This is a genomic window from Aquimonas sp., assembly GCF_044377145.1.
Classification (GTDB): domain Bacteria; phylum Pseudomonadota; class Gammaproteobacteria; order Xanthomonadales; family Xanthomonadaceae; genus Aquimonas.
This window is the reverse complement of sequence record NZ_JBILJQ010000064.1, coordinates 1-25,738: the sequence shown is the minus strand read 5'-3', so window position 1 is coordinate 25,738 and position 25,738 is coordinate 1. Positions and strand designations below refer to the sequence as shown.

The 25,738-nt window shown below is 67.1% G+C and carries 20 protein-coding genes; 18 read left to right on the top strand and 2 right to left on the bottom strand.

Going from position 1 to position 25,738, the window contains the following annotated elements; all coding sequences use genetic code 11:
• Window positions 1-119: 119 nt before the first annotated feature.
• From ACIQ7H_RS16960 to ACIQ7H_RS16940, 5 genes are all read left to right on the top strand, one after another.
• Window positions 120-368, top strand: a complete 249-nt coding sequence (locus ACIQ7H_RS16960; RefSeq protein ID WP_395793672.1) for a DUF6116 family protein — start codon at window positions 120-122, stop codon at window positions 366-368.
• A gap of 12 nt (window positions 369-380) precedes the next feature.
• Complete coding sequence (locus ACIQ7H_RS16955) at window positions 381-1,181, top strand: TatD family hydrolase (protein ID WP_395793670.1); 801 nt, start codon at window positions 381-383, stop codon at window positions 1,179-1,181.
• Window positions 1,182-1,497: 316 nt separating this feature from the next.
• Complete coding sequence (locus tag ACIQ7H_RS16950; RefSeq protein ID WP_395793668.1) at window positions 1,498-4,092, top strand: glycoside hydrolase family 3 N-terminal domain-containing protein; 2,595 nt, start codon at window positions 1,498-1,500, stop codon at window positions 4,090-4,092.
• Between the two features lie 167 nt (window positions 4,093-4,259).
• The gene (locus ACIQ7H_RS16945; RefSeq protein ID WP_395793666.1) at window positions 4,260-6,929 is read left to right on the top strand and encodes a TonB-dependent receptor; all 2,670 of its coding nucleotides are present in this window, start codon (window positions 4,260-4,262) and stop codon (window positions 6,927-6,929) included.
• A 112-nt stretch (window positions 6,930-7,041) separates the two neighbouring features.
• Entirely contained in the window at window positions 7,042-8,607 is a 1,566-nt protein-coding gene (locus ACIQ7H_RS16940) for a sodium/solute symporter (protein WP_395793664.1), read from the top strand.
• A gap of 34 nt (window positions 8,608-8,641) precedes the next feature.
• On the opposite strand, the gene ACIQ7H_RS16935 is transcribed toward ACIQ7H_RS16940, so the two are convergent.
• A complete protein-coding gene (locus ACIQ7H_RS16935) occupies window positions 8,642-9,670 on the bottom strand; it encodes a LacI family DNA-binding transcriptional regulator (RefSeq protein WP_395793662.1) in 1,029 nt (342 codons plus the stop codon).
• Between the two features lie 110 nt (window positions 9,671-9,780).
• Here ACIQ7H_RS16935 and glk point away from each other — a divergent pair, with 110 nt between their 5' ends.
• The 5 genes from glk (at window position 9,781) to ACIQ7H_RS16910 (ending at window position 15,883) form a co-directional block, all read left to right on the top strand.
• Window positions 9,781-10,794: a glucokinase gene (glk, locus tag ACIQ7H_RS16930; protein ID WP_395793660.1), complete on the top strand. Its 1,014-nt coding sequence runs from the start codon at window positions 9,781-9,783 to the stop codon at window positions 10,792-10,794.
• Window positions 10,795-10,871: 77 nt separating this feature from the next.
• A complete protein-coding gene (locus tag ACIQ7H_RS16925) occupies window positions 10,872-11,582 on the top strand; it encodes a sugar-binding protein (protein WP_395793658.1) in 711 nt (236 codons plus the stop codon).
• 25 nt (window positions 11,583-11,607) lie between these two features.
• A complete protein-coding gene (locus ACIQ7H_RS16920; protein WP_395793656.1) occupies window positions 11,608-12,975 on the top strand; it encodes an MFS transporter in 1,368 nt (455 codons plus the stop codon).
• Between the two features lie 32 nt (window positions 12,976-13,007).
• Window positions 13,008-15,362 (top strand): GH36-type glycosyl hydrolase domain-containing protein, encoded by a 2,355-nt coding sequence (locus ACIQ7H_RS16915; RefSeq protein ID WP_395793654.1) that lies wholly within the window; start codon window positions 13,008-13,010, stop codon window positions 15,360-15,362.
• Entirely contained in the window at window positions 15,359-15,883 is a 525-nt protein-coding gene (locus tag ACIQ7H_RS16910) for a gluconokinase (RefSeq protein ID WP_395793652.1), read from the top strand. Before ACIQ7H_RS16915 ends, ACIQ7H_RS16910 begins: the two co-directional genes overlap by 4 nt.
• A gap of 78 nt (window positions 15,884-15,961) precedes the next feature.
• Here the strand turns inward: ACIQ7H_RS16910 and ACIQ7H_RS16905 are convergent, their stop codons facing one another.
• Window positions 15,962-16,756, bottom strand: a complete 795-nt coding sequence (locus ACIQ7H_RS16905) for a ThiF family adenylyltransferase (RefSeq protein WP_395793650.1) — start codon at window positions 16,754-16,756, stop codon at window positions 15,962-15,964.
• A 120-nt stretch (window positions 16,757-16,876) separates the two neighbouring features.
• On the opposite strand from ACIQ7H_RS16905, the gene ACIQ7H_RS16900 reads away from it, so the two are divergent.
• The 8 genes from ACIQ7H_RS16900 to ACIQ7H_RS16865 all read left to right on the top strand — a co-directional run bounded on the left by ACIQ7H_RS16900 (window position 16,877) and on the right by ACIQ7H_RS16865 (window position 25,042).
• Window positions 16,877-17,287 carry a hypothetical protein gene (locus ACIQ7H_RS16900; protein WP_395793648.1) on the top strand — a complete coding sequence of 137 codons (411 nt, stop codon included), beginning with the start codon at window positions 16,877-16,879 and terminating at the stop codon, window positions 17,285-17,287.
• 128 nt (window positions 17,288-17,415) lie between these two features.
• On the top strand, window positions 17,416-17,850 hold the full coding sequence (locus tag ACIQ7H_RS16895; protein WP_395793646.1) for a glycine zipper 2TM domain-containing protein: 435 nt from the start codon (window positions 17,416-17,418) through the stop codon (window positions 17,848-17,850).
• Between the two features lie 238 nt (window positions 17,851-18,088).
• A complete protein-coding gene (locus ACIQ7H_RS16890; protein ID WP_395793644.1) occupies window positions 18,089-18,796 on the top strand; it encodes an RDD family protein in 708 nt (235 codons plus the stop codon).
• On the top strand, window positions 18,793-19,821 hold the full coding sequence (locus tag ACIQ7H_RS16885) for a stage II sporulation protein M (protein ID WP_395793642.1): 1,029 nt from the start codon (window positions 18,793-18,795) through the stop codon (window positions 19,819-19,821). Before ACIQ7H_RS16890 ends, ACIQ7H_RS16885 begins: the two co-directional genes overlap by 4 nt.
• On the top strand, window positions 19,811-21,529 hold the full coding sequence (locus tag ACIQ7H_RS16880; protein WP_395793640.1) for a DUF4129 domain-containing protein: 1,719 nt from the start codon (window positions 19,811-19,813) through the stop codon (window positions 21,527-21,529). Before ACIQ7H_RS16885 ends, ACIQ7H_RS16880 begins: the two co-directional genes overlap by 11 nt.
• Window positions 21,526-22,734, top strand: coding sequence for a DUF4350 domain-containing protein (locus ACIQ7H_RS16875; RefSeq protein ID WP_395793638.1), 1,209 nt, complete (start codon window positions 21,526-21,528; stop codon window positions 22,732-22,734). Before ACIQ7H_RS16880 ends, ACIQ7H_RS16875 begins: the two co-directional genes overlap by 4 nt.
• A complete protein-coding gene (locus tag ACIQ7H_RS16870; protein ID WP_395793636.1) occupies window positions 22,731-23,750 on the top strand; it encodes an AAA family ATPase in 1,020 nt (339 codons plus the stop codon). Before ACIQ7H_RS16875 ends, ACIQ7H_RS16870 begins: the two co-directional genes overlap by 4 nt.
• Entirely contained in the window at window positions 23,747-25,042 is a 1,296-nt protein-coding gene (locus ACIQ7H_RS16865) for a DUF58 domain-containing protein (RefSeq protein WP_395793634.1), read from the top strand. The genes ACIQ7H_RS16870 and ACIQ7H_RS16865 overlap by 4 nt, the downstream gene beginning before the upstream one ends.
• The last annotated feature ends 696 nt before the right edge of the window (window positions 25,043-25,738 follow it).

The following is a 25,738-nucleotide window of genomic DNA, read 5'->3' as shown; positions in this document are numbered from 1 at the left end:
TGACTGCAATCGGCCGGGCCTCTCAGGCCCGGCCGATTGTCTGAACGCCAGTCGGCGCATCTGCTTGAACCCGCCGGCGCGCGCACCCATGCTCACGGAGTCGTTTGCCGGAGCTCGCCATGCCTCGTTTCCTGCCCGCCTTCATCCGTCGTCGCCTTGAGCGCCTGCGCTTTCCGCAGCTGGCCCTGCTGACCGTGCTGCTGTTCGTGGTCACCCTGGTGGTGCCCGACCCCCTGCCCTTCCTTGACGAGATCCTGCTCGGACTCGGCACCCTACTGCTGACAAGTTGGAAGCGCAGCCGCAGCGACAAGGCTAGCGGCCGGTCGCCTGCGCCACCTGCGCTGTCCGAGCGAACCGAACGCCGCTGACGGTCTCGATCCATGCGTCTGATCGACAGCCACTGCCATCTCGACGCGCCCGAGTTCGATGCCGATCGCGCGGCCGTGCTGGACGAGGCGCGCGCGGCCGGGGTGTGGGCCCAGGTCATTCCAGCGGTCAGCGCCGCCAGCTGGCCGGGCCTGCAGGCGCTATGCGCGCAGCACGCTGATCTGCATCCGGCCTATGGCCTGCATCCGGTGTTTCTACCCGAGCATCGACGCGAGCATCTGGACCAGCTGCAGGGCTGGGTTCAGCGCGAGCTGCCGGTGGCGGTCGGCGAGTTTGGTCTGGATTTCTTCATCGAGTCGCTCGATCCGGCCGAGCAGCAACACTATTTCGACGCACAACTGGAGATCGCCGCCACCGCCGGCCTGCCGGTGATCCTGCATGCACGGCGGGCGGTAGAGACTGTGTTGCTCGCGCTCAAGCGCTATCGCGGCCGGCTGCGCGGCGTCGTTCACAGCTATGCCGGCAGCAGCGAGCAGGCACAACAACTGTTTGACCTCGGATTCATGCTCGGCATCGGCGGGCCCGTCACCTACCCGCGCGCGCAGCGCCTGCGTGAACTGGTCAGTCGCATGCCAATCGAGTTCCTGCTGCTGGAATCCGACGCACCCGATCAGCCGCTGTCCGCCTGGCGCGGCCAGCGCAATCTCCCTGCGCGCATCGGCGAAGTGGCGGCCTGTGTCGCGGCCCTGCGCAATGTGGCGGTGGAAGAGATCGCCGATCGCACCTCTGCGAATGCAGACGCACTGTTTCGACTCGACTCACTGCTTCCCGCGAATCGCCCTTCGTTCGATTGAGTCCGGCGCCGCCGACAGTACGGACTATGCTCGCCCGGCCGCCGCCCAGGCGCTTGCGAACTCCGCGCGGCCGTCGAACAAGTGCTGGGGTTTCAAGCACGTAGGCGTGCGTGCCGCGATCCGCCACACCCCTCCGATCGCACTGCAACAAATCCGCAGTTCCAATCAGCTGACGGCAGCGCGACCCGATACGCTCGGGCTTCGTCCTGCAGAAAACCGTTGACAGCGATGTCAGTTTGCGGAAAGTTAGCGATCGGCGCACCAAGACGCCACTCCGCGCAGGCCGCGGGAACGACGAAACCGTGGGAGGGAAAACATGTTCACCAATAACCCGGCGGGCTGCCCCAGGCAGCTGTCGGCACGCCCCCGCGCGACCAGCGCTCTCGCCCTTGCGGCGTCGATGGTGGTGGCATGCATGCTCGCAGCGCATGCTTCGACGGTTCGCGCAGATGCTTCGGCCAACCCTGCGGCTTCGTCCCAGGTCAATCCCGAACAGTGGCCGCTTGGCCGCTCGCCGCTGCAGCGCGACCCTGCTATCGAGCGCCGGATCGCCAAGCTGCTGGCCGAGATGAGCGTCGAGGAAAAGGTTGGGCAATTGATCCAGGCCGACATCGGCAGCATCACTCCGGCCGACATCGCCCGCTATCCGCTGGGCTCGGTGCTGGCAGGCGGCAACTCGGCGCCCGGAGGCAAGCAGTACGCCACGGCGCAGGAATGGTTGGCGCTGGCGGATGCCTACCATCAAGCCTCGAAGTCCCGCGGCGGGGTCGCAATCCCGCTGCTGTTCGGCATAGATGCCGTGCATGGCCATAACAACGTCATTGGCGCGACCTTGTTTCCGCACAACATCGGCCTGGGCGCTGCCAACGATCCCGATCTGATCCGCCGCATCGCCCGCGTCACCGCCACTGAACTGCGCGTCACCGGGGCGGAATGGACGTTCGCCCCCACCCTGACGGTTCCCCAAGATGATCGCTGGGGCCGCACCTACGAGGGTTTTTCCGAGGACCCGGCGCGAGTGGCGAGTTACGCCGCCGCCGTGGTCGAGGGCCTGCAGGGTGTTCCCGGCAGTGCCGAATTCCTCGATGAGCACCACGTGTTGTCCTCCGCCAAGCACTTTGTGGGTGATGGCGGCACCTTGAATGGCCGCGATCAGGGCGACACCCGCACCAGCGAGGCCGTGCTGCGCGACATCCATGCCGCTGGCTACCCGCCTGCCGTTGCGGCGGGCGTGCAAAGCGTGATGGCCTCATTCTCGGGCTGGAACGGCGTCAAATTGCATGGGCATCGCGGCCTGCTGACCGATGTGCTGCGGGGACGCATGCAGTTCGACGGTTTCGTGGTCGGCGATTGGAACGGCCATGGCCAGGTGCCAGGCTGTACCAACGAACACTGCTCAGCTTCGATCGAAGCCGGCGTCGACATGTTCATGGCGCCCGATAGCTGGCGCGGCCTGTTCGACAACACCCTGCGCGACGTGCGCAGCAAGCGCCTCAGCCGGGCGCGCCTGGACGAGGCCGTGTTGAGGATTTTGCGGGTCAAGGCACGGCTTGGCCTGCTTGACGCCGATAGCCCGTCGGCGCGGGCTCTGGGCGGACGCTTCGAGCTGATCGGGCACGCCGATCATCGCGCGATCTCGCGTGAAGCGGTGCGTCGCTCTCTCGTGCTGTTGAAGAACAACAACGGCCTGCTGCCGCTCGACCCCAAGCAGCGCATCCTGATCGCCGGCGACGGCGCCAACGATGTCGCCAAGCAAAGCGGCGGTTGGACGCTGACCTGGCAGGGCACGGGCACCCAACCGTCCGACTTCCCCAATGCCGAAAGCATCTGGCAGGGCTTCCGCCAGCAGATCGAAGCGGCTGGCGGCACGACTGAACTGGCCATCGATGGCCGCTACAGCAGCCGCCCGGATGTCGCCGTGGTGGTGTTCGGCGAGGACCCGTATGCAGAGTTCGTCGGCGACATCGACACCCTCGCCTATCGCCCGGAGGATCCGCGCGACCTGCAGCTGCTGCAGCGCCTGCGCGCCGATGGCATCCCGGTGGTGGCGGTGTTCCTGTCAGGCCGGCCGCTGTGGGTGAACCGCGAGATCAATACCGCCAACGCCTTCGTCGCGGCGTGGCTGCCGGGCGGTGAAGGCGGCGGCATCGCCGACGTCCTGCTGCGCGATGCGAGCGGCGCGATCCAGCATGACTTCAGCGGCACCCTGTCGTTCTCGTGGCCACGCGACGCCACCCAGTTCGCGCTGAACGCCGGGGCCGAGGGCTACAACCCGCAGTTCGCGTTTGGCTACGGCCTGACCTATGCCGCTCCCGCCGAGCTGGCTGCGCTGTCCGAAGCATCCGGCTTGACCGCCTCATCCCATCGCGCAGGCCAGTGGTTCGCCCGCGGCAGCTTGAGCACCGGTGCGAGCCTGCAGGTGGCGGATGCCGGCGGCGTGCGTGCGGTGGCCGGCAATGCGCCGGTCAGCAGCCCGCGCAATGCGGTCAGCGGGCGCGCCATCGATCATCTGGCGCAGGAGGACGCGCGCCGCTTCAGTTGGGAGGGCGAGGGCCGGGTCGAGCTGAACGTCGCCGCGCCGGTGGACCTTGAACGCGAAACCAACGGCGATGTGCTGCTGGTGCTGTCGCTGCGGGTGGACTCGGCCGGCGCGATGGCCATCGGCATGCGTTGCGGCGAGAGCTGCCTGGGCAGCGTCGATGCCAGCGACACTCTGGAGGACATCAGCATCGGCAGCTGGACCCGTCTGGCGGTGCCGCTGAAGTGCCTGCGGACGGCCGGTGCCGATGTCACCCGGATCAGCGCACCGCTGGTGGTCGATGGCGGTGCGGGCCTGGGCCTGTCGATCGCCCGTGTTGAGCTCGGCACCGACGCCGAGCACAGGATCGGATGCGGCGCAGCCGCCAACTGAACACCTGAGCACACCCGCGCCAGGCGGCAAGCGGACGCGAGTCGAGTCAGGGCACTACGGATCGCGAGATCCATGCAAGGCAGGGCTCTCCCACCGCCCGGTTGGGGGATGTAGAGGCTTCAATGCGGCGCCACTCAAACAATCAAAGGCGTCTGGAGGGGTACACGATGCGCACCACACAACGACACTCGAACTTCCGTATGCAGCGCAATCTGTTGGCATTGGCCACAGCACTGGCGCTGTCGGCGCCAGCGATGGCTCAGACCGCACAGAACACGAGCCAGGACGACAGCGAAGACGCCAAGAAGCTGGACACCATCACGGTCACCGTTGATCGGCGCGAGCAGGACCTGCAGAAGTACGCAGGTACCGCGCAGGCGCTCAGCCAGGATGATCTGCGCGGCCTGGGCATCAATAACGAGCTGCGCAATCTGCAGGTCGCCGTGCCGGGCATGAGCATCGCCAACCAGGAAGGCAACGTCGAGATCTTCATCCGCGGCGTTGGCTCGTCCAACAACACCGAACTCGGCGATCCGGGCGCAGCGCCGCACATCAATGGAACCTACATCCCGCGTCCGCGCGGCCTGGGCGCGATGTTCTACGACCTCGAGCGTGTCGAAGTAAACAAGGGCCCGCAGGGCACTCTGCGCGGACGCAATGCGCTGGCGGGCACGCTGAACATCGTCACCGCGAAGCCCGTGCTTGGCGAGACCAATGGCTTCGTGCTCGGTGAAGTTGGCAGCCGCGACGCCGTCACCGGGGAGTTCGGCTACAACCTGCCGATCGGCTCCACCATGGCGCTGCGTATCGCCGGCTATCACGTCGAGAAGGACACCTCGTTCAAGAACGTCGGCGATCAGCGCCTGCGCCCCGCGGGCTATCAGAACGAAGACGCCGGTCGCCTGTCGTTCCTGTGGGAGCCGAGCGACGTCATGAGCGTGTTCCTGATGGCTGACTACGGCCAGGAAGGCGGCACCGGCTATCCGGGCGCCAACATCTACGGCGCCGCGCGAGAGGGTTTTGATCCGGATGATATCGACCTGCGTGAAGTCGTCTACTTCGGCGCCCAGGGCGCGGTCGACTCGACCAACAAAGGCTTCATGGGCAAGATCACCTACGACTTCGACGGGGTGAACCTCGAATACAACGCCAGCTACCGCGACGTTGACTACACCCAGACCAATGCCAACAGTGCCGGCATCACCTGGCCGGGCCGCAATCTGCAGCAGCGTCCGCCAGGCAGCAGTGACGGCTCGCGCCCCGACTATGACCTGTTCTCGGGCAACTACTGGGAAACCCTGTCGAAGGCGCGCACCCACGAGCTGCTGCTGTCGTCATCGGACGAATCGCGCTTCCGCTGGACGGTAGGCGGCTTCAGTTTCGACGAGGACCAGCAGGTCGGCCTGTTCTCGCTGGCTGACAAGGGCGTGTTCTATTCCGGCACCGAGTTCACGATGCCGGACGTGCGCAGCGATTCGTGGGCGATGTTTGGTGACGGAACGTTTGATGTCAGCGACACCTTCCGTCTTAAGGGCGGCCTGCGCTACACCGACGAATCCAAGTACCGCTACGGCATCGGTGGCAACTGGACCATCGGCCTCGGCGCCGCAGACGGCTGTTGCTTCTCGGTGCGCTTGGGCACGCCGGGCTTCCTGCCTGCGCTCACCCGACGTCCGAACTTCGACGTCACCAGCATCACCACCAACGCCGAGCGCGCGCGCTTTCTGCTGCAGGGCATCCTCGCGGGCGGCGTCAACGACACCATCTTCCAGCAGATCGGCCCGATCGCCAGCGGCACCAATCCGAATGGCGGCTGCGTCGATCGTCCCGACACCGGCGGCGGGAGTCTCTCGTGCACGCCTTCGGGCTCGCACCCGTGGATCGCACTCTCCATCCCGGCCCAGCAGCAAGGCAGCAGCGCCTTCAACTTCACCGACTGGCGTTTCGGCTTCGAGAAGGACCTGAGCGCTGATCACCTGCTCTACGGCACGATTTCTACCGGCCACAAAGCCGGCGGTTTCAACGACAGCTTCGATATCAATGTGATCCCGGAAACCTACGAACCGGAATCGATCACTGCGTACGAGCTGGGCTCCAAGCAGAGCTTCGAGTTCCTGGGTCGCTGGTCGACGTTCAATGTCGCCGGTTTCTACTACGACTATCGCGACCAGGTGTTCCAGGATCTGACCGCGATCGCCTTCAATCCGGAGACCGGCGAAGCCACCGGCTTTGCTCTGGTCAACCGCAATGTCGGCAAATCGAAGATCATGGGTCTCGAAGCCGAGAGCATGCTCAGCCTGAGCCGCGATGTGACCCTGACGATCAACGCGCTGCTGCTCGACACCGAGATCAAGCAGGGCGTGGTGGCCGATGTGCGCAGCATCGATTTCGGCCTGGGCGGTATCACCTCGCAGATCAACCTGGCCGGCAATGAACTGCCGCTCTCATCGAAGCTGACCCTGAACGCGCGCCTGCAGCACGTGTTCGACCTCGGCAACGGCAGCTTCGACTGGCAGGTGCTGGCGAGCTATCGCTCGGCCTACTACCTGACCCAGTTCAACAACCGGGACGTGGCGTTCGTTTCCAACACCGCAGGCACGGTATCGCGGGTTGAATCGGCCGCGGTTGCGGGTTTCCCCGACCGGCAGAGCGCGTACACCACCATCAATGCCGGCATCGGCTATACCCCGTTCGGCAGCAACTGGCGCTTCGAGGCCTACGGCTCGAACCTGCTCGGGGACGATGTGTCGCAAAAGGCTCTGGTCGGTTCGCAGCTGAACATCCGTTTCCTGAATGACCCGCGCACCTTCGGCGTTCGCGTGCGTTACCAGTTCTGAGGCGCGTCAGCGGCGCGGCCCTCTCCCCGGGGCCGCGTCGCTCTTTTTGCTCCCGCGTCCTGCCACACCATCTGTTGTCGCCCAAGGTCCATCCGTCGAGCGAGGAGCCCGCATGTTCACGCTTTCCCAGCTCGATCTCGCTGTCGTGCTCGTTTACGTCCTGCTGCTGATCGGAGTCGCGACCTGGATCTCTCGCTCGGAGAAGGGCCATGATCGTAATGCTGACGACTACTTTCTGGCCGGGCGCACCCTGCCCTGGTGGGCGGTCGGCGCATCGCTGATCGCCGCCAATATTTCAGCCGAACAAATCATCGGCATGTCCGGCTCCGGCTATGCCATGGGCCTGGCGATTGCCAGCTACGAGTGGATGGCCGCCATCACCCTGGTGCTGGTTGGCAAGTACATCCTGCCGGTGCTGTTGAAGTCCGGCGTTTACACCATGCCGCAGTTTCTGGAGCAGCGCTTCGACCGCAGCGTCAAGACGGTGATGGCGGTGTTCTGGCTCGGTGTCTACGTATTCGTGAATCTCACCGCGGTGCTGTGGCTGGGCGCGCTGGCGATCCAGTCGATGACCGGTCTCGACATGAATCTGGGCCTGCTGTCACTCGCCGCGTTCGCGCTGGCCTATTCGCTCTATGGCGGCATGCGCGCGGTGGCGATGACCGACATCATCCAGGTGGTCGTTCTGGTCGCTGGCGGGCTGGTGATCGCCTGGATCAGCCTCGATCTGGTCGCCGATGGCGCCGGTCCGATCAAGGGCTTCGCCATGCTGCTGGACGCCATGCCGGAGAAGTTCGACATGATTCTGTCCAGCGACAATCCCGAGTACAAGAACCTGCCTGGGTTGGGCGTTCTGCTCGGCGGCATGTGGGTGATGAACCTGTCGTACTGGGGCTTCAACCAGTACATCATCCAGCGCGCGCTCGGCGCCAAGAGCCTGCAGGAGGCGCAGAAGGGCATCCTGTTCGCGGCTGGCTTGAAGCTGCTGATGCCCTTGATCATCGTCGTCCCCGGCATTGCCGCGGTGATGCTGGCGCCCGATCTGACCAAACCCGATCAGGCCTATCCGGAAATGATGAAGCTTGCCCCTTCGGGTCTGCGTGGTCTCATCTTCGCGGGATTGATTGCGGCGATCGTGTCGTCGCTGGGTTCGATGATGAACTCGGTCGCCACCATCTTCACCATGGATCTGTACAAGCCCCTCCGGCCGGATTCGACTCAGACGCAGCTGGTTACGATGGGTCGCGTAGTCGGCACTGCTTCACTGGTGATCGCGGTGCTGTGCGCACGGCCGCTGCTGGGCAATTTCGATCAGGCCTTCCAGTACATCCAGGAGTTCACCGGCTTCTTCACTCCGGGCATCTGCGCCATCTTCCTGCTCGGCGTGTTCGTCAAACGCACGACTTCATTGGGTGCACTCACCGCCGCCCTCGGCTCGTTCGTGCTTTCAGTGCTGCTGCGATGGGGGCTGCCGGACATGCCGTTCATGGACCGGGTCGGCTATGTGTTCCTGCTGTGCTGCGCGCTGGCCCTGCTGGTGTCCTGGCTGCAGGGCTGGAAGCCGCAGGCGAAGGCGATGGATCTGGCCAACGTGAACTTCACCTCCAGCACCGGCTTCAACATCGGCGCCGCTGCCGTCACCGTCTTCCTGATCGCCGTCTATGCACTGTTCTGGTAATCGGATCGCGACCGCCGAAGCGGCTGCCGAGGCCTCAACGGCGCGCGCCGCTGCGGGCCTTGGGAACTGCGCCGGTGGACTGGCGCAGACACAGCCCATAGGGAATGCGACGCATGCTGGCGCTGCGCGGATCGCGCATCAGCTTGAGCAGCTCGGTGGCGGCGATCGAGCCCATCTCGCGGGCAGGCTGACGGACGGTCGTCAGCGCAGGAAAGATCTGGTGCGCGATCGGAATGTCATCGAAGCCGCAGACCGACAGATCGCCCGGCACCGACAGCCCGCGCTCATGGGCGATGCGCACCACGCCAGCGGCCATGTCGTCGTTGGCAGCGAAGATCGCGGTCGGCGGTTCGGCCAGGTCCAGCAGCTGGCGCGCCGCCCGCAGGCCGGAGTCGAAGGAGAACTCGCCCTGCACCAGCAGATCGGGGTCGAGCTCGATGCCAGCGCGTTTGAGCGCATCGCGGTAACCGTCAACGCGCCAGCGCGAAGCCCCATGGGCGGCATGGCCGCGGATATGGGCGATACGCTGGTGGCCGAGATCGATCAGATGCCCAACCATGTCGCGCGCCGCCTGGCGCTCATCGATGGTGACCCCGACGCAGGTGTTCGGGCGCTTCGGCGAGATGCACGAGAACGGCAGCCCCTGCTCGGCCAGGCGCGCAAGCAGGGCCTCGCTGTCGGTCAGCGGCGGGGTCAGGATCAAGCCGCCCGGACGCGACTGCGCCAGCATCGCGTCGAGTTCCTGGACCAGATCGCTGCGGTCGAAAGCCAAGGGACACAGCAGCGTGTGGTAGTGCTGCGCCTGGCAGGTGTCGAGCACGCCGCTGATGATCTCCATCAAGTAGCTGTCGGACGGATTGTCGTACAGCAGAGCGATCAGATACGAGCGGCTGGCGGCCAAGCTGCGCGCCGACGGGTCGGGCCGGAACTTCAGCGCTTCGATGACCGCGGTCACCCGGTCACGGGTCTGGGCGCGCACGTTGGGCTCGCTGTTGATCACCCGCGACACCGTTTTGGGCGAAACCCCGGCAGCCTTGGCCACGTCGTCAATGGTCACCCGCATCCTGAACTCCCTGAATTTGCACACACCGTGTGCTGCCAAGCTGACAGCGATATCAGCCTGAGAGCATACCTGCGCCAGCGCTTCCGCGTCCTGGCATGGAGCCACCGCACATGAGTCTGTTGTTGGAACCGCAAACGAGCACCCACCCCGCGACCGCCCTGCACTGCCTGGTGGCCGACATCGGCGGCACCAATGCGCGCTTCGCCACCGCCAGGCTGCACGACGGCGCCCGGGTCGATCTGGAAGCCCGTCGCACCTTGAAGGTCGACCGCCATGACGGCATGGAAGAAGCGCTCGGCTGCTATTTCCAAGACACCGGGCAGACGGTGCCTGAGCATGCGGTGTTGGCCGTGGCTGGGGCCGTACTGGATGACCAGGTGATCCTGACCAACAGCGGCTGGAGCTTCTCGATCGAGCGTCTGAAGCATCAGCTGGGCTTTCGCCAGCTGCGCGTGGTCAACGATTTCGCCGCGGTGGCCTGGGCGGTGCCGGGGCTGACCGAGGCCGATGTGATGCCGATCGGGCGCGCCCCGGGCGCGGCCTTCGACCGTGCCGCCGTGCAAGTGGTACTGGGGCCGGGCACGGGCCTCGGCGCCGCCGCGATCCGCCGCGACGCGCGCAGCATCGCGGTGCTCGAAACCGAAGGCGGCCACGCCAGCTTCGCACCGCACGACGAGCGCGAGATCTTCATCCTGCGCTTCCTGCAGAAACGCTACGGCCGCGTTTCCTATGAGCGCCTGTTGTGCGGCGAAGGTCTGGTCAATCTGCATGCGGCCTGCGTGATGATGGCGCGCGGCGGCGGCACCAGTGCGCCCGACTCCGCCAGCGTGGTCGCCGCGGCGCGCGCCGGCGATCCGGACGCGCGCAGTGCGATCGATCTGTTCTGCAGCATTCTCGGGCGCTTCGCCGGTGACGCGGTGCTGATGTATGGCGGCTGGGGTGGCGTCTACTTGGCTGGCGGCATGCTCGAACATGTGCTCGACGCGCGCGGCGAAGAACTGTTCCGCGGCGCGTTCGTCGACAAAGGGCGTTTTACTCCACTGCTGACCCGCACACCGACCTTCCGCATCGGCAATCCGGATGTCGGCACCCTGGGCGCCGCACGCATCGGGCTGCTGGGTTGAGGGCGTCACCGTGTATCCGACCCGAGCGGCGGACCTGCTCTGCGCTTGCAACCGCGCTGCTGCTCCTGTACGCAGGCGTGGCGGCCGCGGAGGTCGATCCCGGCTACCGCGCGCCGCGCGCCGAGCACGCCCCACGCATCGATGGCGATGACAGCGACACTGCCTGGCAGGTTGCACCCTGGCGCAGCCTGACCCACACCCTGGTCGGCAGCCCGCCGACCCGCGGTGCTGACTTCAGCGGCCACTACAAACTGGTCTGGACCCGCGACGCCCTTTTCCTGCTGGCCGAGATTCACGACGACATCCTGATCGATGGCCACGCCGACCCGTTGCAGGGCTACTGGGCCGACGATGCGCTGGAAGTGCTGATCGACGAAGACGCCAGCGGCGGCAATCATCAGTTCAACGACAGCGCGTTCGCCTACCACATCGCGCTCGACAATCAGGTCGTCGATATCCGCGGCAATGCAGACGGCAGCGATGGCAAGGCCGCGCTGTACAACGATCACCTGCAGTCGGTGTGGAAGCGCTCGGCGCAGGCGCCGTATCCGCTGGTCTGGGAGCTGCGTATCGACGTCTATCCCGATCCGTCCAAGGGCGGGACGGATCGCCCGCGCCGGCTGCGCGCTGGCGAGGTGCTGGGCTTCGCGCTGGCCTGGTGTGATAGCGATACGCCCGGTGACCGCACGCGGATGATGACCGATGTCGACGTGGCAGCCGTCGATGGCGACCGCAACCGGCTGTACACCGATGCCGGCAGCTTCGGCCGGCTGGAGCTGTTGCCATGAGCACAGCTCCGCAGCGCCGCGCCGCATGAGCGCCGACAGCGCTGATCGCCTGGCGACGCTGCGCTGGCGCGAGCGTCTGGGCTTCGGCGTCGGCGATCTCGGCTTCAATCTGTACTGGACCACGATCGCCTCGTTTCTGGCGGCGTTCTACACCGATGTCTTCGGCATTTCAGCGGCGGCCGCCGGCACCCTGCTGTTCACCACCAAACTCATCGACGCCATCACCGATCCGGTGATGGGCGCGATCGCCGACCGCACCCGCACCCGCTGGGGCCAGTTCCGCCCCTGGCTGCTGATCGGGGCCGTACCGCTGGCGGGCGCCGGCGTGCTGACCTTCACTACACCCGACCTCGACGACAGCGGCAAGCTGATCTGGGCCTACGCTACGTTCAGCCTGATGATGCTGGCCTACACCGTGCTCAGCACGCCCTACTCCGCCCTGTGCGGGGTAATGAGTGCGCGCAGTGAAGAACGTACGGCGCTGAACAGCCTGCGCTTCCTGTTCGCGTTCACCGGCGGCGCCCTGGTCAACAAATTCACCCTGCCGCTGGTGGCGTGGTTCGGCGAGGGCGATGCCGCCCGCGGCCGGCAGCTGACCATGCTGCTGTACGGCGTGGTGGCCGGCGTGATCTTCGTGATCACCTTTGCCAGCACCCGCGAGCGCATCGCGCCGCCGCCACAGCAGCAGCGCACCTCGCCGCTGGCGGATCTTCGCGACCTGCTGGGCAATCGGCCGTGGCTGATCCTGTTCGGGCTGGCCATGCTGATCATGATGACGATCACCCTGCGCGCGGGCTCGGCCTACTACTTCTTCACCTACTATCTGCAGCGCCCGGATCTGCTGCCGAACTATCTGCTGGCGCAGATGCTCGCCTACGCCGCGGGCGCAGCACTCGCACCGCTGCTGATCCGCCTGCTCGACAAAGCGCGCCTGCTGGTGCTGCTGATGCTGATCGTCAGCGCGCTGTCGATCGCGTTCTACTTCGTCGGCCGCGACGACATCGCGCTGATCTTTGCGCTCAATATCCTGATCAGCCTTGCGCTCGGTCCGAAGTCGCCCTTGACCTGGTCGATGTATGCTGACACCGCTGACTACAACGAGTGGCGCAATCGCCGGCGCGCCACCGCGATGACGTTTGCTGCGGCGACTTTCGCGCAGAAGCTCGGCGGCTCGCTGGGCTCGGCGGCCCTGCTGTGGGTACTGGCGGCGATCGGCTACGCCGCCAATCAGGCCCAGACCGGCGCCTCCGCGGCCGGCATCCACGCGCTGCAAACCTGGGTACCCGGCGTGTTCGCGCTGGCCGCCGCGCTGCTGGCAATGGCCTATCGCCTGAGCGGGCCGGAGCTGGTGCGCATCCAGCGCGATCTGGCCGCGCGCGGCAGCGACTCCTGACGCCCATCCCAACATCCGAACTCCGGTTTCCCATGGATCTGATCCGCCAGCACGGCGCCGCTGTCGAACTGAACTGCCCGCGCTCGATGCCGCGCGCCTCGACCTTCCTGTGGAACCGCGCGCTGTTTCTGCAGCTGAACTGTCGCGGCTACGCCAGCGCCCTGCATCTGCAGCCCGAGCCGGGCAAGTACGCCTACGCGCCGACGCTTGAGGCCAAGAGCTTTCTGCAGCCCGAACAGCCGCACTACGCGCACCATCCTGGGCGCTTCGTGTACATCAAGGATGAAGACAGCGGCGCCGTGTTCTCGCTGCCCTACGAGCCGACCCGCGTGCGAACCGACAGCTTCTGCTTTCGCGCCGAACCCGATCAGGCCAGCTGGCTGATCGAGCATCTCGGCCTCGCGCTGAGCTGGTCGGTGTCGCTGCCGGTCGAGGACGCCGTCGAGCTGTGGCAGCTGCGCATCGACAACCGCAGCGGCCAGCGGCGCCGGCTCAGCGTGTACCTGTACTTCCCGATCGGCTACATGAGCTGGATGAACCAGTCGGCACGCTACGAGCCCGTACTCGGCGGCATCGTCGCGCGCTGCATCACCGGCTATCAGAAGCTCGAAGACTACGCACAGATCCGCCGCCTGAAGGATCACAGCTATCTGCTGCACGACACCGCGCCGCAGTCCTGGGAATGCCGGCAAGAAGCGTTCGAGGGCGAAGGCGGGCTGATATCTCCGGACGGCGTGCGCGCCGCTCAGCTGCAGAACGGCGAAGCGCTGTACCAAACCCCCGCCGCCTGCCTGCACTACCGGCTGGAGTTGGGCGATGACGACACTCGCGAGCTGAGATTCGCTTTCGGCCCAGCGCTGAACCACAGCGAGATCAAAGCGGTGCGGGAACGCTATCTCGTCCCGCAGGGATTCGAGCAGGCGCGCGCCGGCTACCGCGACTTTCTGGCGCCGGCTCTTGATGCCGTGCAGATCAACACGCCGGACTACGGCCTGGATGCCTTCGCCAACAGCTGGCTCAATCGCCAGGCCTTTTACCTCGGCCACGCCAACCGCTTCACCACCGATCCGCAGACCCGCAACTATCTACAGGATGCGATGGGCGTCGCTTACCTGCAGCCCGCGCTTGCCCGCGCCGCCCTGCTGCGTTGCCTGTCTCAACAGGAACCCGACGGCGCCCTGCCCGACGGCATCCTGCTGCATGCCGAGGCGCAGCTGAAATACATCAACCAGATTCCGCACACCGACCACGGCGTATGGCTGCCGCTGAGCCTGCAGGTGTATCTGGATGAGAGCGGCGACTACGGCCTGCTGCAGGTGCCGGTGACCGACCGCCACGGCAGCACCCGCACGGTGTCCGAACGCGTGCTGGCTGCGCTGCGCTGGCTGCTCGACAACCGCGATGCGCGCGGCCTGAGCTACATGGGCCAGGGCGACTGGTGCGACCCGATGAACATGGTCGGCCACCTGGGCCGCGGCGTCTCCGGCTGGCTGTCGATCGCCACCGTCTACGCGCTGCGCAGCTGGGCGCAGGTGTGTCTGCAGCACGGCCAAGCCGACACCGCCGCCGAGCTGAAAACCGCCGCGGCCGAGCTCGACCGTTGCGTGCAGGAACATCTATGGGATGGCGACTGGTTCGCCCGCGGCATCACCGATCATGGCCGCCGCTTCGGCGTGCGCGCGGATGACGAAGGGCGGATCTTTCTGAACCCACAGAGCTTCGCGATCCTCGCCGGCATCGCCACGCCGGAGCAGCAGCAGCGCATGCATGCGGCGATCGCGCAGCAGCTGCAGTCGCCGTTCGGGCTGGCGCTGTGCGAGCCGCCCTACACCCGCATGCACGAGGACATCGGCCGGGTCACTCAGAAGTTTCCGGGCGCGGCCGAGAACGGTTCGATATACAACCACGCGGGCGCTTTCTACATCCATGCGCTGTATGCCAGCGGCGAAGGTGAGCGCGCCTTCGCGCTGCTACGGCAGATGATTCCCGGCCCGGACCCAGCCGACTATCTGCAGCGCGGCCAGCTGCCGACTTTTCTGCCGAACTACTATCGCGGCGCGCATCGTCTGCATTCGCAGACCGCCGGACGCTCCAGTCAGCTCGCCAACACCGGCACCGCCGGCTGGATCCAGCGCGCGCTGATCGAAGGCCTGTTCGGGCTGCGCGGCTGCCGCGACGGCCTGATGATCCAGCCGCAGCTGCCGCTGTGCTGGCCCACCGCGCACCTGCGCCGCAGGTTTCGCGGCGCCGAGTTCGACATCCACTACAGCCGCGGCGGCAGCGAGCTGCAGCTGTCGTTGGACGGGCAAAATCTGGCAACGCCCTTGATTCGCGCGATCGAGCCGGGGCGTCGTTACTCGGTGTACGTGCAGGTGCCGTCGGCGTGAATCAGCAAACGCCACTTCAGCCTCCGCAGCTGGTGATCTGCATGGGCGTCAGCGGCAGCGGCAAGAGCACACTGGCCGCGGCTTTGGGGGCGCGTCTGGGCTGGCCGATGCTGGAGGCCGACGATTTTCACAGCGCCGCCCATCGCGCCCAAATGGCCGCCGGCCGGCCGCTGGACGACAGCCAGCGCGAACCTTGGATCGCCTCGATCTGCCTCGCCCTGCATACCCGACGCAGCAGCTGCGTGCTGGCCTACAGCGGCCTGCGCGCACAGCACCGACAGCGCTTTCGCGAGCTCGGCTATCGCTGCACCTTCCTGCTGCTCGAACTCGGCCGCGACAGCCTGCGCCAGCGCCTGCTGCAACGCCGCGGCCATTACATGCCGGCGACTCTGCTGGACAGCCAGTTCGATGCCCTGCAGCTGCCGGTCAACGAGGCCGATGTAGTTCGGCTGGATGGCAACCTCGCGCCGGATGAACTGCTGCTGCGCGCGCTGGTTGAGATCGAAGCCGTCGCGACGTAGGGGGCGCCGCAATCGATCGCGCGTACACGCAGAAGTGACGCGCTTGGACAGTGCGTCGACCCAGCGGTCGAGATGAGCTCAGCCGCTGACCTTCTGCGGCTGCAGCAGGTTCTTCAGGATCCGCCCGACCGCCGCAAACGCGAAACTCGCGGTGACGTGCGTGGCCGCGCCCAGTCCGCCATTGCCGCAGTCCAGGCCCATGCTGCCCTCGCCGGCCGGGCGCAGTCCGCAGACGCTGCCGTCGGCCTGCGGGTAGCGCACGTTCTCGCGCGAGAACACGGCTGCGACGCCGAAGTAGCGGTCGGGGTTCTTCGGAAATCCAAAGTCGCGCCGCAGCTGCTTGCGCACCAGGGCGAGCATGGCGTCGAGTTCGGTGCGCGAGAGGTCGCGCACTTCGATCAAGGTCGGATCAGCGCGGCCACCGGCCGAACCGCTGACCACGAGCGGGATCTTGCGGCGCCGGCAGAACGCGATCATCTCGATCTTGACCTTCAGCGCATCGCAGGCGTCCAGCACGTAGTCGTAGCCGCCGAGCAGAAGCGGGTCGAGGGTCGCGGTGGTCAGGAACTGCGCCAGCGTGATGACTTCGATCTGCGGGTGGATGCGCTTCAATCGCTCGGCCAGCACTTCGACCTTCAGCCGTCCGAACTCGCCGTCCAGCGCGTGCAGCTGGCGATTGACGTTGCTGACGCAGATGTCGTCGGCATCGATCAGGGTCAGTCGGCCGATGCCGCTGCGTGCCAGCGCTTCGGCTGCCCATGAGCCCACACCGCCGACACCGACGATGCACACATGCGCCCGCGCCAGCCGCTCGACGCTGCCGGCCCCGTACAGGCGATCGATTCCGGCGAAGCGGGCGTGGTCGACGGTCATCGGCGTGTCGTAAGTAAGGGCAAGGCGGGGGCGGATGATACGAAGCCTGCGCCCGACCTGCACGGCGGCGCGACGGTGCTCGCGTATCCTCTGCCCCCTTCGTCTGCCAGTGCCTTGCCCATGCGCGCCCTGCTTCTGCTTGTCGTCGGTCTGCTGATCGGCTCGCTGTTGACCGCCACCGCCCTCAACCTGCTCAGCATGGGCAAGGGGCCGCGCGCGCATGCGGCGATGATGGTGACCCTGCAGTACCAGTTGGGCGGCGCGCGCGAGGCGGTTGAAACTGGCTGCAAGGAAGGCACCGGCGCGCGCCAGCTGCTGGTGATGCGCACGCTGGCCGATGACCTCGAACCGCTGTTCATCGAGCGCGGCTACGACGCCGAGCTGTTCGCGCGCCACAGTCAGCAGTTCCGCGCCCGGCTCGATACCGCGATGGCGCTGGACGACAGCGTCAGCTGCAGCGTGCGCCAGGCCGAGATCGGCAAGGTCCGCGACACTTGTCAGGCCTGCCATCGCGACTTCGGCCGTGGCTGATCACGCCGTGCTGACGGCGGTGTCCGCGGCCTGAACGGGTACACGGCGGGCTCGGCCCACGTTCAGGCGCAGCGCGGCATGGTCGGCGCCACGGTAGTCACGCCAGATTGCTGACGAGGAGGTTCCCGATGTCGTTTCGCCTGATTTCTCTTGCGCTGCTCACCCTGCTGCTGTCGGCCTGCGTCTCCGGCGGCAGCCGCAACTACGGCCCCAGCGACGGCTACGCCCGCTGCTACGACTGCGGCCAGGTCGAGCGCGTGGATCGCGTTTACGGTGAGCGTGAGTCGACGGGTGGCGGTGCCATCCTCGGCGGCATCATCGGTGGTGTGCTGGGCAACCAGGTCGGCGGCGGCTCCGGCCGCAAGGTCGCCACGGTGGCCGGTGCCATCGCCGGCGGCATCGCCGGTAACGAGCTGGAGAAGGATTCGCGCGCTGCGCCGCGCTACGAGCTGTTTGTTCGGATGGACGACGGCCGGCGCCTGGTGGTCACTCAGCAGGACTTGAACGGCATCCGAGAGGGCAGCTACGTGCGTGTCAACGGCGGCCGGGCCCGTCTGCTGTAAGCGAACGCGATAGACAACGCGCAACAACGGCCGCAGCCTCGCTGCGGCCGTTTTCGTTCGGGCGCCATGTGTTCTCAAGGGCTTGCAAATCAAGTATCGCCGGCTACAGTGCCTGAATGCCGCGACCCACCTTCCGGGACTGCGCGGCGCCTTTGTGCTCACGCGGGGTTTATGAAGTGTTCGCCAGCCAAACTCTCGCTCGCTTGGGCGCATTCTTCCGCCGTCGCGTCACGCTTCGATGAGTGCGAGTTCCGCGCTGGACACCCGCGTCGAGGTTGAAACGCCCGAGGGCATCCACCTGCATCTGCTGCCGGCTGGCGTGGTTCCGCGCGCACTGGCTTGGGCGATCGATGCCGGCATCCGGCTGATGCTGGTCTGGCTGTGCGTGATCCCCTTGGCCTTCATGGGCGACAGCGGCCATGGCATCTACCTGATCGTTGTGTTCAGCCTGATGTGGCTGTACCCGGTGCTGTTCGAAGTGATGTGGCAGGGCCAGACCCCGGGCAAGAAGGCGCTGAGCCTGCGCGTTGTCCACGCCGATGGCACCGCGGTTGGCTGGGTCGCCTCGGCCACCCGCAATCTGTTGCGCACCGTCGACATGCTGCCGCTGGGCTACGCGCTCGGCATCGTCACCGGCCTGTTCGATGGCCGCGGCCGTCGCCTCGGCGATATGGCCGCCGGCACCCTGGTGGTGCACAGCCGCGGTCTGGAGCCGCCGCCGCTGCCGTCCGGTGCCGCCGCGGTGAACCCACCGCCCGGCTTGCTGCGCCCGGACCGCGAGGCCCTGCTCGCCTTCGCCGAGCGGCATCGTCAGCTCAGCGAGGAACGCCAGATCGAACTGGCCCAGCTGCTGCAGCCACTGACGCAGGCGCAGGGCGCCGCGGGCGTGCAGCAGGTGCTGGGCATGTCGACCAGCCTGATCGGCCAGCGCGGAGAACGCGCATGAAGCAGGCCGACTTCGAACGCCGCCACCTTGCCGAATGGACGCGACTGTCCGCTTGGCTGGATGCACCGCGCCAGCCGCGCGCCGCGGCCACGCCGCCGCCGCGCAGGGCGGACATCGATGCGAGTGAGGCTGCAGTTCTGGCTGATATCGATTTCCCCGCGGCTTACCGGCGCCTGTGCCAGCAGCTGGCGCTGGCCGAGCGGCGCAGCTACAGCGTGGCCCTGGTCGAGCGCCTGCGCCGGCTGGCGGAGCGCGGCCACTTGGTGATGTACCGGCCGCCGCGCGCGCGTTGGCTGCGCATCGTCGACTTCTTTGCCCGTGAGTTTCCGCAGCGGGTGCGCGGCCAGCCGGGGACCATGAGCGTGGCCGCCCTGCTGTTCTTCCTGCCGCTGTTCGGCTGCATGCTGCTGCTGCAGTACAAACCCGAACTCTCAGCCCTGGTGATCGCCCCCGCCCAGCTGGCCGAAATGGAGGCGATGTACGACCCCGCCGCCGGCCACACCCGGCTGGGTCGCGACAGCGGCTCCGACCTGCAGATGTTCGGCTACTACATCCTCAACAACGTCAGCATCGGCTTCCGCAGCTTCGCCAGCGGCCTGCTGGCCGGCATCGGCGCCGCGCTGATCCTGCTGTTCAACGGCGTGATGATCGGCACCGTGGCCGGCCATCTGACCGCGATCGGTTATGGCGACCCGTTCTGGCGCTTTGTCGCCGGCCATTCCGCGCCCGAGCTGCTCGGCATCGTGATCGCCGGTGGCGCCGGCCTGCGGCTGGGCCTGAGCCTGCTGATGCCCGGCCAGCGCACCCGCGCACGCGCCTTCCGCGTGGAGGGCACCAATGGCGCCAAGATCGTGCTGGGCGTGTTCGCGATGCTGGTGTTCGCCGCCTTCGTCGAGGCCTTCTGGTCGTCGATCGGCTGGATGCCGGCGCTGGTGAAGTACAGCGTCGGCATCAGCATGTGGCTGCTGCTGTTGGCCTGGCTGCTGCTGGCCGGCCGCGGCCGTGGAACCCACTATGCGGATTGAGGATCTCTCGGTCGCGCTGCGCCCGCGCTCGGGCTGGGAAGCCGTCGAGCTCGGCTTTGCACTGACCCGTCGCCACGCCGGCGTGGTGTTCGCCGGCTGGCTGCTGCTGAGCCTGCCGGTGCTGGCGGTGCTGACCGCGATCTGCTGGCCGCTGGACCTGCTGTGGCTGCCGCCGCTGCTGATGTGGTGGCTGAAGCCTGCGTTCGAACGGCTGCCCCTGCACGTGTATTCGCGCGCCGTGTTCGGCCAGGCGCCGCAACTCGGCGAGGCGCTGCGCGCACAGCGCGGCTACAGCTGGGGCAGCCTGCTGCCCTGGCTGCTGTGGCGGCGGCTGTCGCCCACGCGCAGCCTGCTGGTGCCGGTCGATTTTCTGGAAGGCGCACAGGGCCCGCTGCGTCGCGCGCGCCGCCAGGCGCTGGCCCGCAATGCCTCTGGCAACGCCATTCTGCTGATGCTGGCCTGCCTGCATTTCGAGGCGATCCTCGCGTTCGGCGCGGTCGCCCTGCTGATTCTGATGGTGCCGATCGAGTTCATGGGCGATGCCGCCAAGGCGATCGGCGACACCCTGTTCATCGAGCCACCGCAGTGGGCGCAGGCCACGCTGAATCTGCTGTACTGGCTCAGCGTCAGCCTGATCGCACCGTTCTACGTCGGCGGCGGGTTCGGGCTCTATCTCAACCGGCGCACCCAGATCGAGGCCTGGGACATCGAGCTCGGCTTCCGCCGCATGACCCGGCGTCTGGCGACTGTCAGCGCCGTGCTGCTCGCGCCGCTGCTGGCGCTGGCCCTGACCTCCGCGCCGACGCAGGCGCAAGCCGCTGCCGCAGAGGTGGCGACCGAGGCGCGCGCTGACGATTCGGCTGACGATTCCGCCGACGAAGACTTCGCCGAAGAACCCTGCTACTGCGGCGATGACTGCGACGCGGGCGACAGCGACGACTGTTACGACGAAGACGAAGAGCCGCGCATCGACCATCCCGGCCCGACCAGCGGCGAAGGCGCGGTGCCGTCCAGCAAGGATGTGTTCAAGCGCGTGTTCGCCCACACCCATATCGACGGCGGCGCCGAGTTCATCGCGCACAGCGACGAGGTCTACTCGCGCGAGAACCTGTCGCCGGTCAAAACCCAGAGCACCTGGGTGCCGCGCAAACCACCGACGCCAGACGAAATCCGTCGTGGCGATACCGGCCCGGCCTGGCTGCGCGACCTCGCCAGCCTGATGTCGCTGCTGGTCGAGAACATCCTGTGGCTGCTGCTGGCCGCGCTGGTGCTGTTGATTCTGCTGACCCTGCCGCGCTGGATGCCGCTGCTCGACGCGCACACGCCACTCGGCCGCCGCAGGCAGTCGCGGCTTGAAGCAGGCGCCGTGGCGCCAACCGTGCTGCCGGATGACATTCCCGCCGCGGTGCGCCGGCTCTGGAACAGCGGCCAGCCACGCGCAGCACTGGCCCTGCTGTACGCGGCCGGCGTGCAGCGCGTGGTCGAGCGCACCGGCGAGCCCCTGCCCCCGGGCAGCACCGAGGCCGACTGCCTGCGTCGCGGCCGGCGTTTGGGCAACAGCGGCTTCGGCGCACTGTTCCCGCGCATCGTGCGCAGCTGGCAGGCGGCCGCCTATGCCGATCGGCTGCCGGGGCAGGCCGAGCTTGAGGCCCTGCTGCAGGCCTGGTCCGAACCCGCGACGCCCGCCAGCGCGGAGCCCGCCGCATGAGCCGTTCGTTCTGGTTCACGGCAGTCGCCGCCCTGCTGTTCGGCCTGTTCGCCGCATGGTGGTGGAGCACCTTCGAGCTGCGCGATGTGAAGCTGCGTGCACCGTTGACGGGTGAGGCGCGGCTTAACCCGCTGTACGGCCTGCAGCAGGTGCTGCGCGCGCGCGACTTCGCGGTCGAATCGAGAGGCGTGCTGAAGATCGATGCCCTGCCCGAAGCCCGCCCTGCCCTGCTGGTGCTGAGCCCGGATCTGCGTGGCCTGTCGGATGCCGCCAGTGACGCGGTGTTGAGCTGGGTCGAGCGCGGCGGCGATCTACTGATCAGCCTGCCGCCGGGCTCGGATGGCCGCACCCCACGCCTGCTCGAAAAGCTTGGGCTGTGGTCGAGCGAGTACAGCAGCTGCATCGACTGGAAGCTGCCCCAGCCGGCCAAGAAGCCCGACCCTGACCTGGTCGAAGTTCCGAACTTCGAAGAGCTGCTGGATCCGTTCGCCGCCAGCCGCACGCGTGGCCGGTTCTGCTCCGAGCAACGCCTGCATGGCGATGACTACGAGCAGGACGAGGGCAGCGAGGGCGTGCAGCGCTTCGACTGGACCTGGGGCAACAGTTACGACGGCTATGTGTTCGCCCGCCTGCGCCACGGCGCCGGCCAGATCGTAATCAGCGCCCAGCTCGACTTCCTGCGCACCGAAGCCCTGCGCCAACCGGCCAACCAGGCGCTGGCCTGGCAGCTGCTCGGCCCCTCACTGCAGGACGGCACCCAGATCCAGCTGGTCTACGCCGCCGACATGCCGCCCCTGCATGTGCTGCTGGTCCAACACGGCTGGCCGATCCTGCTGCCCCTGCTGCTCGGCCTGCTGGCCTGGCTGTGGGCGCGCAGCCAGCGCTTCGGCCCACTGCTGGCGGAATCGTCCGCGCCGCGCCGTGCACTGCGCGAGCACCTGCGCGCTGCCGCCGAACTGAGCCTGCGCCGTGGCCGCGGCAGCGCCCTGCTGGGGCCGCTGCGGCGCCGATACCTGAACCGCCTCAGCCTGCGTGCACCGGCCTTGGCAGCACTGCCGGCCGCTGAACTCGCGGCGGCGCTGGCGCAGCGACATGGCCTGCCGGCCGAGAAGGTCGACGCTGCCCTGTTTGACTCCCGCATCCATCGCCCGGCCGCCCTGGCCGAAGCGGTTCGCATCCTTCACCGCCTGAGCCAGGAATCATGAGCACAGAGATCACTCCGCCCGTCCCCGCCGCCGCGCCCACTGCACCGGTGCCGCAGCTGTCGATCGAACAGGCCGTGCAGATTGTTGCCGCCATCCGCGCGCAGATCGGCGGCGCCTTCTACGGCCAGGAGCAGGTGCTCGATGAGCTGCTGGTGGCCCTGATGGCCGGCGGCCATGTGCTGCTGGAGGGCGTGCCGGGCTTGGGCAAAACCCTGCTGGTGCGGGCGCTTTCGGCGGCGGTCAGCTGCACGTTCTCGCGTATCCAGTTCACCCCCGACCTGATGCCCAGCGACGTCAGCGGCCATGCCTTCTACGACCCCAAGACCGAGAGCTTCCGCATTCGCCGCGGGCCGGTGTTCACCAACCTGCTGCTGGCCGACGAGATCAACCGCGCGCCGGCCAAAACCCAGGCCGCCCTGCTTGAGGTGATGCAGGAGGGCCAGGTCACTATCGAATCGCGCAGCTTTCCACTCACCCCGCCGTTCATGGCGATCGCGACCCAGAACCCGGTCGAACAGGAGGGCACCTATCCGCTGCCGGAAGCCCAGCTCGACCGCTTTCTGCTGAAGATCCTGATGAACTACCCCAGCCACAGCGATGAAGTGCGGATGGTCGAGGCGGTCAGCACCGGCCGCGTGGCGCACGACTTCGACCTGAGCCGGGTCAGCGCGGTCGCCAAACCCGAAGTGTTGCTCGGCCTGCAGCAGGCCAGCGCGCGCGTGCACATCGACCCGGTGGTGCTCGACTACGCGGTGCGCATCTGCCGCGCCACTCGCGAATGGTCCGGGCTTTCAATGGGCGCCGGCCCGCGCGGCAGCCTGGCCCTGGTGCGCGCAGCCCGCGCCCAGGCCTTGCTCAGCGGGCGCGACTTCGTCACCCCCGACGACCTGCGCGCCATCGCCAAACCGGCGCTGCGGCACCGGCTGTCGCTGTCGCCCGAGCTGCAGATCGAAGGCCGCCGCATCGATGACGTGCTCGATGCCCTGCTGCAGAAAGTGGAAGCACCGCGCCAGTGAGACCCTCGGGCCTGTTGATCGCCCTGCTGTGCGCGCTGGCCCTGCCCGGCGCCGCGCTGGCGTTTGGCCTGGCGACGCCGGGGCCGCTGCTGGCAGCAGCCGGCGCCCTGCTCGGCGCCAGCCTGATCGACCTGGCGCGCTTGCGCGTATCGCCAACGCCCGAGCTTGAACGGCGCGTGCCGCGCGTGGTCGCCGTCGGCCATGCGCTGAATGTCGAGCTGGCGCTGCAGGGCTCGCCGCAGCGGCTCGATGTGTTCGACCTGCACCCCGCCGACTGGCGCGTCGAGGACATGCCGCAGCGCCTGCAGGTGCCAGCGAGCGGGCGCATCGTCATCAGCTATCGGCTGCACCCGCAGCAGCGCGGCAGCGCGCGCTTCGAGGGCTGCGCCCTGCGCCTGCATTCGCCCTGGCGGCTGTGGACTCAAGCGCGTCGCGTCGAGGCGCAGAACACCGTGCGCGTGTACCCGGATTTCGCCCGCGTCAGCCACCTCGCCCTGGTCGGCACCGACCGCGCCAGCCGCGTGATCGGCGCGCATCAACACCGTCGCCGCGGCGAGGGCACCGAATTCCATCAGCTGCGCGAGTACCGCACCGGCGACAGCCTGCGCCAGATCGACTGGAAGGCCACCCAGCGCGCCCGCAAGCTGATCTCGCGCGACTATCAGGACGAGCGCAACCAGCAGGTCATGCTGCTGCTCGACACCGGCCGCCGCATGCTCGCCCACGACGGCAGCCTGAGCCACTTCGACCACGCCTTGAACGCCAGCCTGCTGGTCGCCTTCATCGCCCTGCGCCAGGGCGACTCGGTCGGCCTGCTCGCCAGCGGCGGCGAATCGCGCTGGATGCCACCGGTGCGCGGCCTGGGCGCGATCGACCGCATGCTCGACACCGTCTTCGACCTGCAGCCCCAGCCCGTCGCCACCGACTACATCGAAGCCGCGGTACAGCTCGGCGCCCGCCAGCAGCGGCGCGCCCTGGTGCTGATCATCACCAACGCCCGCGACGAAGACATCGAGGATCTACTGGCCGGCGTCCGCCAGCTGCAGCGCCGACACCTGGTCTGCGTCGCCAGCCTGCGCGAAGGCATCCTCGACACCCTGATGGAATCCGCCCCCGAAAGCGTCGACGCCGCGCTGGAAACCAGCGCCGCCGCGCACTACCTCGAACAACGCCAACGCGCCCACCACGCCCTGCGCGCCCAAGGCACCAGCGTGCTCGACGTCAGCGCCGCGCAGCTTCCGGGGGCGTTGGTGGATCACTATCTGGCTATGAAGCGGGCGGGGAGGTTGTAGGCGTAAGGCCACTGGGAGGGCGGGCGGGCAGAAACCGCTTCAGAGTGGCATCCGGCGATTGAAGTCCGACACCGAGCCAATTCAACCGACCGGAACTCTTCGTTGGACAACTGAGTTATCGCGCAAGATCGAACACATTGGCGCGGGAAGAGCAGGTCAGCTGAAGGAAGCAACTGCCTTATCGTCACTCGTTGACTGGCCAATCAACACATGATGGATTAAACCTCACTCGGTTTTTCGTTTGGGATTATTCTTGACTGGTGTTTGCGCCTTTGCTGCTGGCTTGGTGGTCGGCATACCAACGGCTTCGATTGAGGCCTCTTCTGTCTCCCCCGTAGATCGATCGCGAAAGCTAGTAGCTAGCCGCTCGTCGTCCGATGACTCTGAAGCAAGTGCACTGCGCCCCAGAGTTACCCTCGCCCCATTGAAGTCCCGTCGCGCTGCACGACTTGAGGCAAAGGTTGCAGCGATGCGGCTAGCTGTTTCGTCCTTGCCTGACACTGTAGCTGCGAGCATGCCGAATTCCTTCAAGCTCGTTGCCTCACTGAGGATTCGCTGGAAGCTATCGAAGTCGATGTTGTAATTTCGCTCAACGTAGTGAGAGAACGGACGGAACGCGTCAACCCCTTTGAGACAGCCTGTTCACCAGATAGCTGTCATTCGTTCTCCTGAGTGGCGGATTCGCTCATGCTTGCG

Excerpts from the sequence above, each read along its gene's own strand:
- ACIQ7H_RS16960 (WP_395793672.1), top strand. The coding sequence starts at position 120 with ATGCCTCGTTTCCTGCCCGCCTTCATCCGTCGTCGCCTTGAGCGCCTG.
- ACIQ7H_RS16955 (WP_395793670.1), top strand. The coding sequence starts at position 381 with ATGCGTCTGATCGACAGCCACTGCCATCTCGACGCGCCCGAGTTCGAT.
- ACIQ7H_RS16950 (WP_395793668.1), top strand. The coding sequence starts at position 1,498 with ATGTTCACCAATAACCCGGCGGGCTGCCCCAGGCAGCTGTCGGCACGC.
- ACIQ7H_RS16945 (WP_395793666.1), top strand. The coding sequence starts at position 4,260 with ATGCGCACCACACAACGACACTCGAACTTCCGTATGCAGCGCAATCTG.
- ACIQ7H_RS16940 (WP_395793664.1), top strand. The coding sequence starts at position 7,042 with ATGTTCACGCTTTCCCAGCTCGATCTCGCTGTCGTGCTCGTTTACGTC.
- ACIQ7H_RS16935 (WP_395793662.1), bottom strand. The coding sequence starts at position 9,670 with ATGCGGGTGACCATTGACGACGTGGCCAAGGCTGCCGGGGTTTCGCCC.
- glk (WP_395793660.1), top strand. The coding sequence starts at position 9,781 with ATGAGTCTGTTGTTGGAACCGCAAACGAGCACCCACCCCGCGACCGCC.
- ACIQ7H_RS16920 (WP_395793656.1), top strand. The coding sequence starts at position 11,608 with ATGAGCGCCGACAGCGCTGATCGCCTGGCGACGCTGCGCTGGCGCGAG.
- ACIQ7H_RS16915 (WP_395793654.1), top strand. The coding sequence starts at position 13,008 with ATGGATCTGATCCGCCAGCACGGCGCCGCTGTCGAACTGAACTGCCCG.
- ACIQ7H_RS16905 (WP_395793650.1), bottom strand. The coding sequence starts at position 16,756 with ATGACCGTCGACCACGCCCGCTTCGCCGGAATCGATCGCCTGTACGGG.
- ACIQ7H_RS16900 (WP_395793648.1), top strand. The coding sequence starts at position 16,877 with ATGCGCGCCCTGCTTCTGCTTGTCGTCGGTCTGCTGATCGGCTCGCTG.
- ACIQ7H_RS16895 (WP_395793646.1), top strand. The coding sequence starts at position 17,416 with ATGTCGTTTCGCCTGATTTCTCTTGCGCTGCTCACCCTGCTGCTGTCG.
- ACIQ7H_RS16890 (WP_395793644.1), top strand. The coding sequence starts at position 18,089 with ATGAGTGCGAGTTCCGCGCTGGACACCCGCGTCGAGGTTGAAACGCCC.
- ACIQ7H_RS16885 (WP_395793642.1), top strand. The coding sequence starts at position 18,793 with ATGAAGCAGGCCGACTTCGAACGCCGCCACCTTGCCGAATGGACGCGA.
- ACIQ7H_RS16880 (WP_395793640.1), top strand. The coding sequence starts at position 19,811 with ATGCGGATTGAGGATCTCTCGGTCGCGCTGCGCCCGCGCTCGGGCTGG.
- ACIQ7H_RS16875 (WP_395793638.1), top strand. The coding sequence starts at position 21,526 with ATGAGCCGTTCGTTCTGGTTCACGGCAGTCGCCGCCCTGCTGTTCGGC.
- ACIQ7H_RS16870 (WP_395793636.1), top strand. The coding sequence starts at position 22,731 with ATGAGCACAGAGATCACTCCGCCCGTCCCCGCCGCCGCGCCCACTGCA.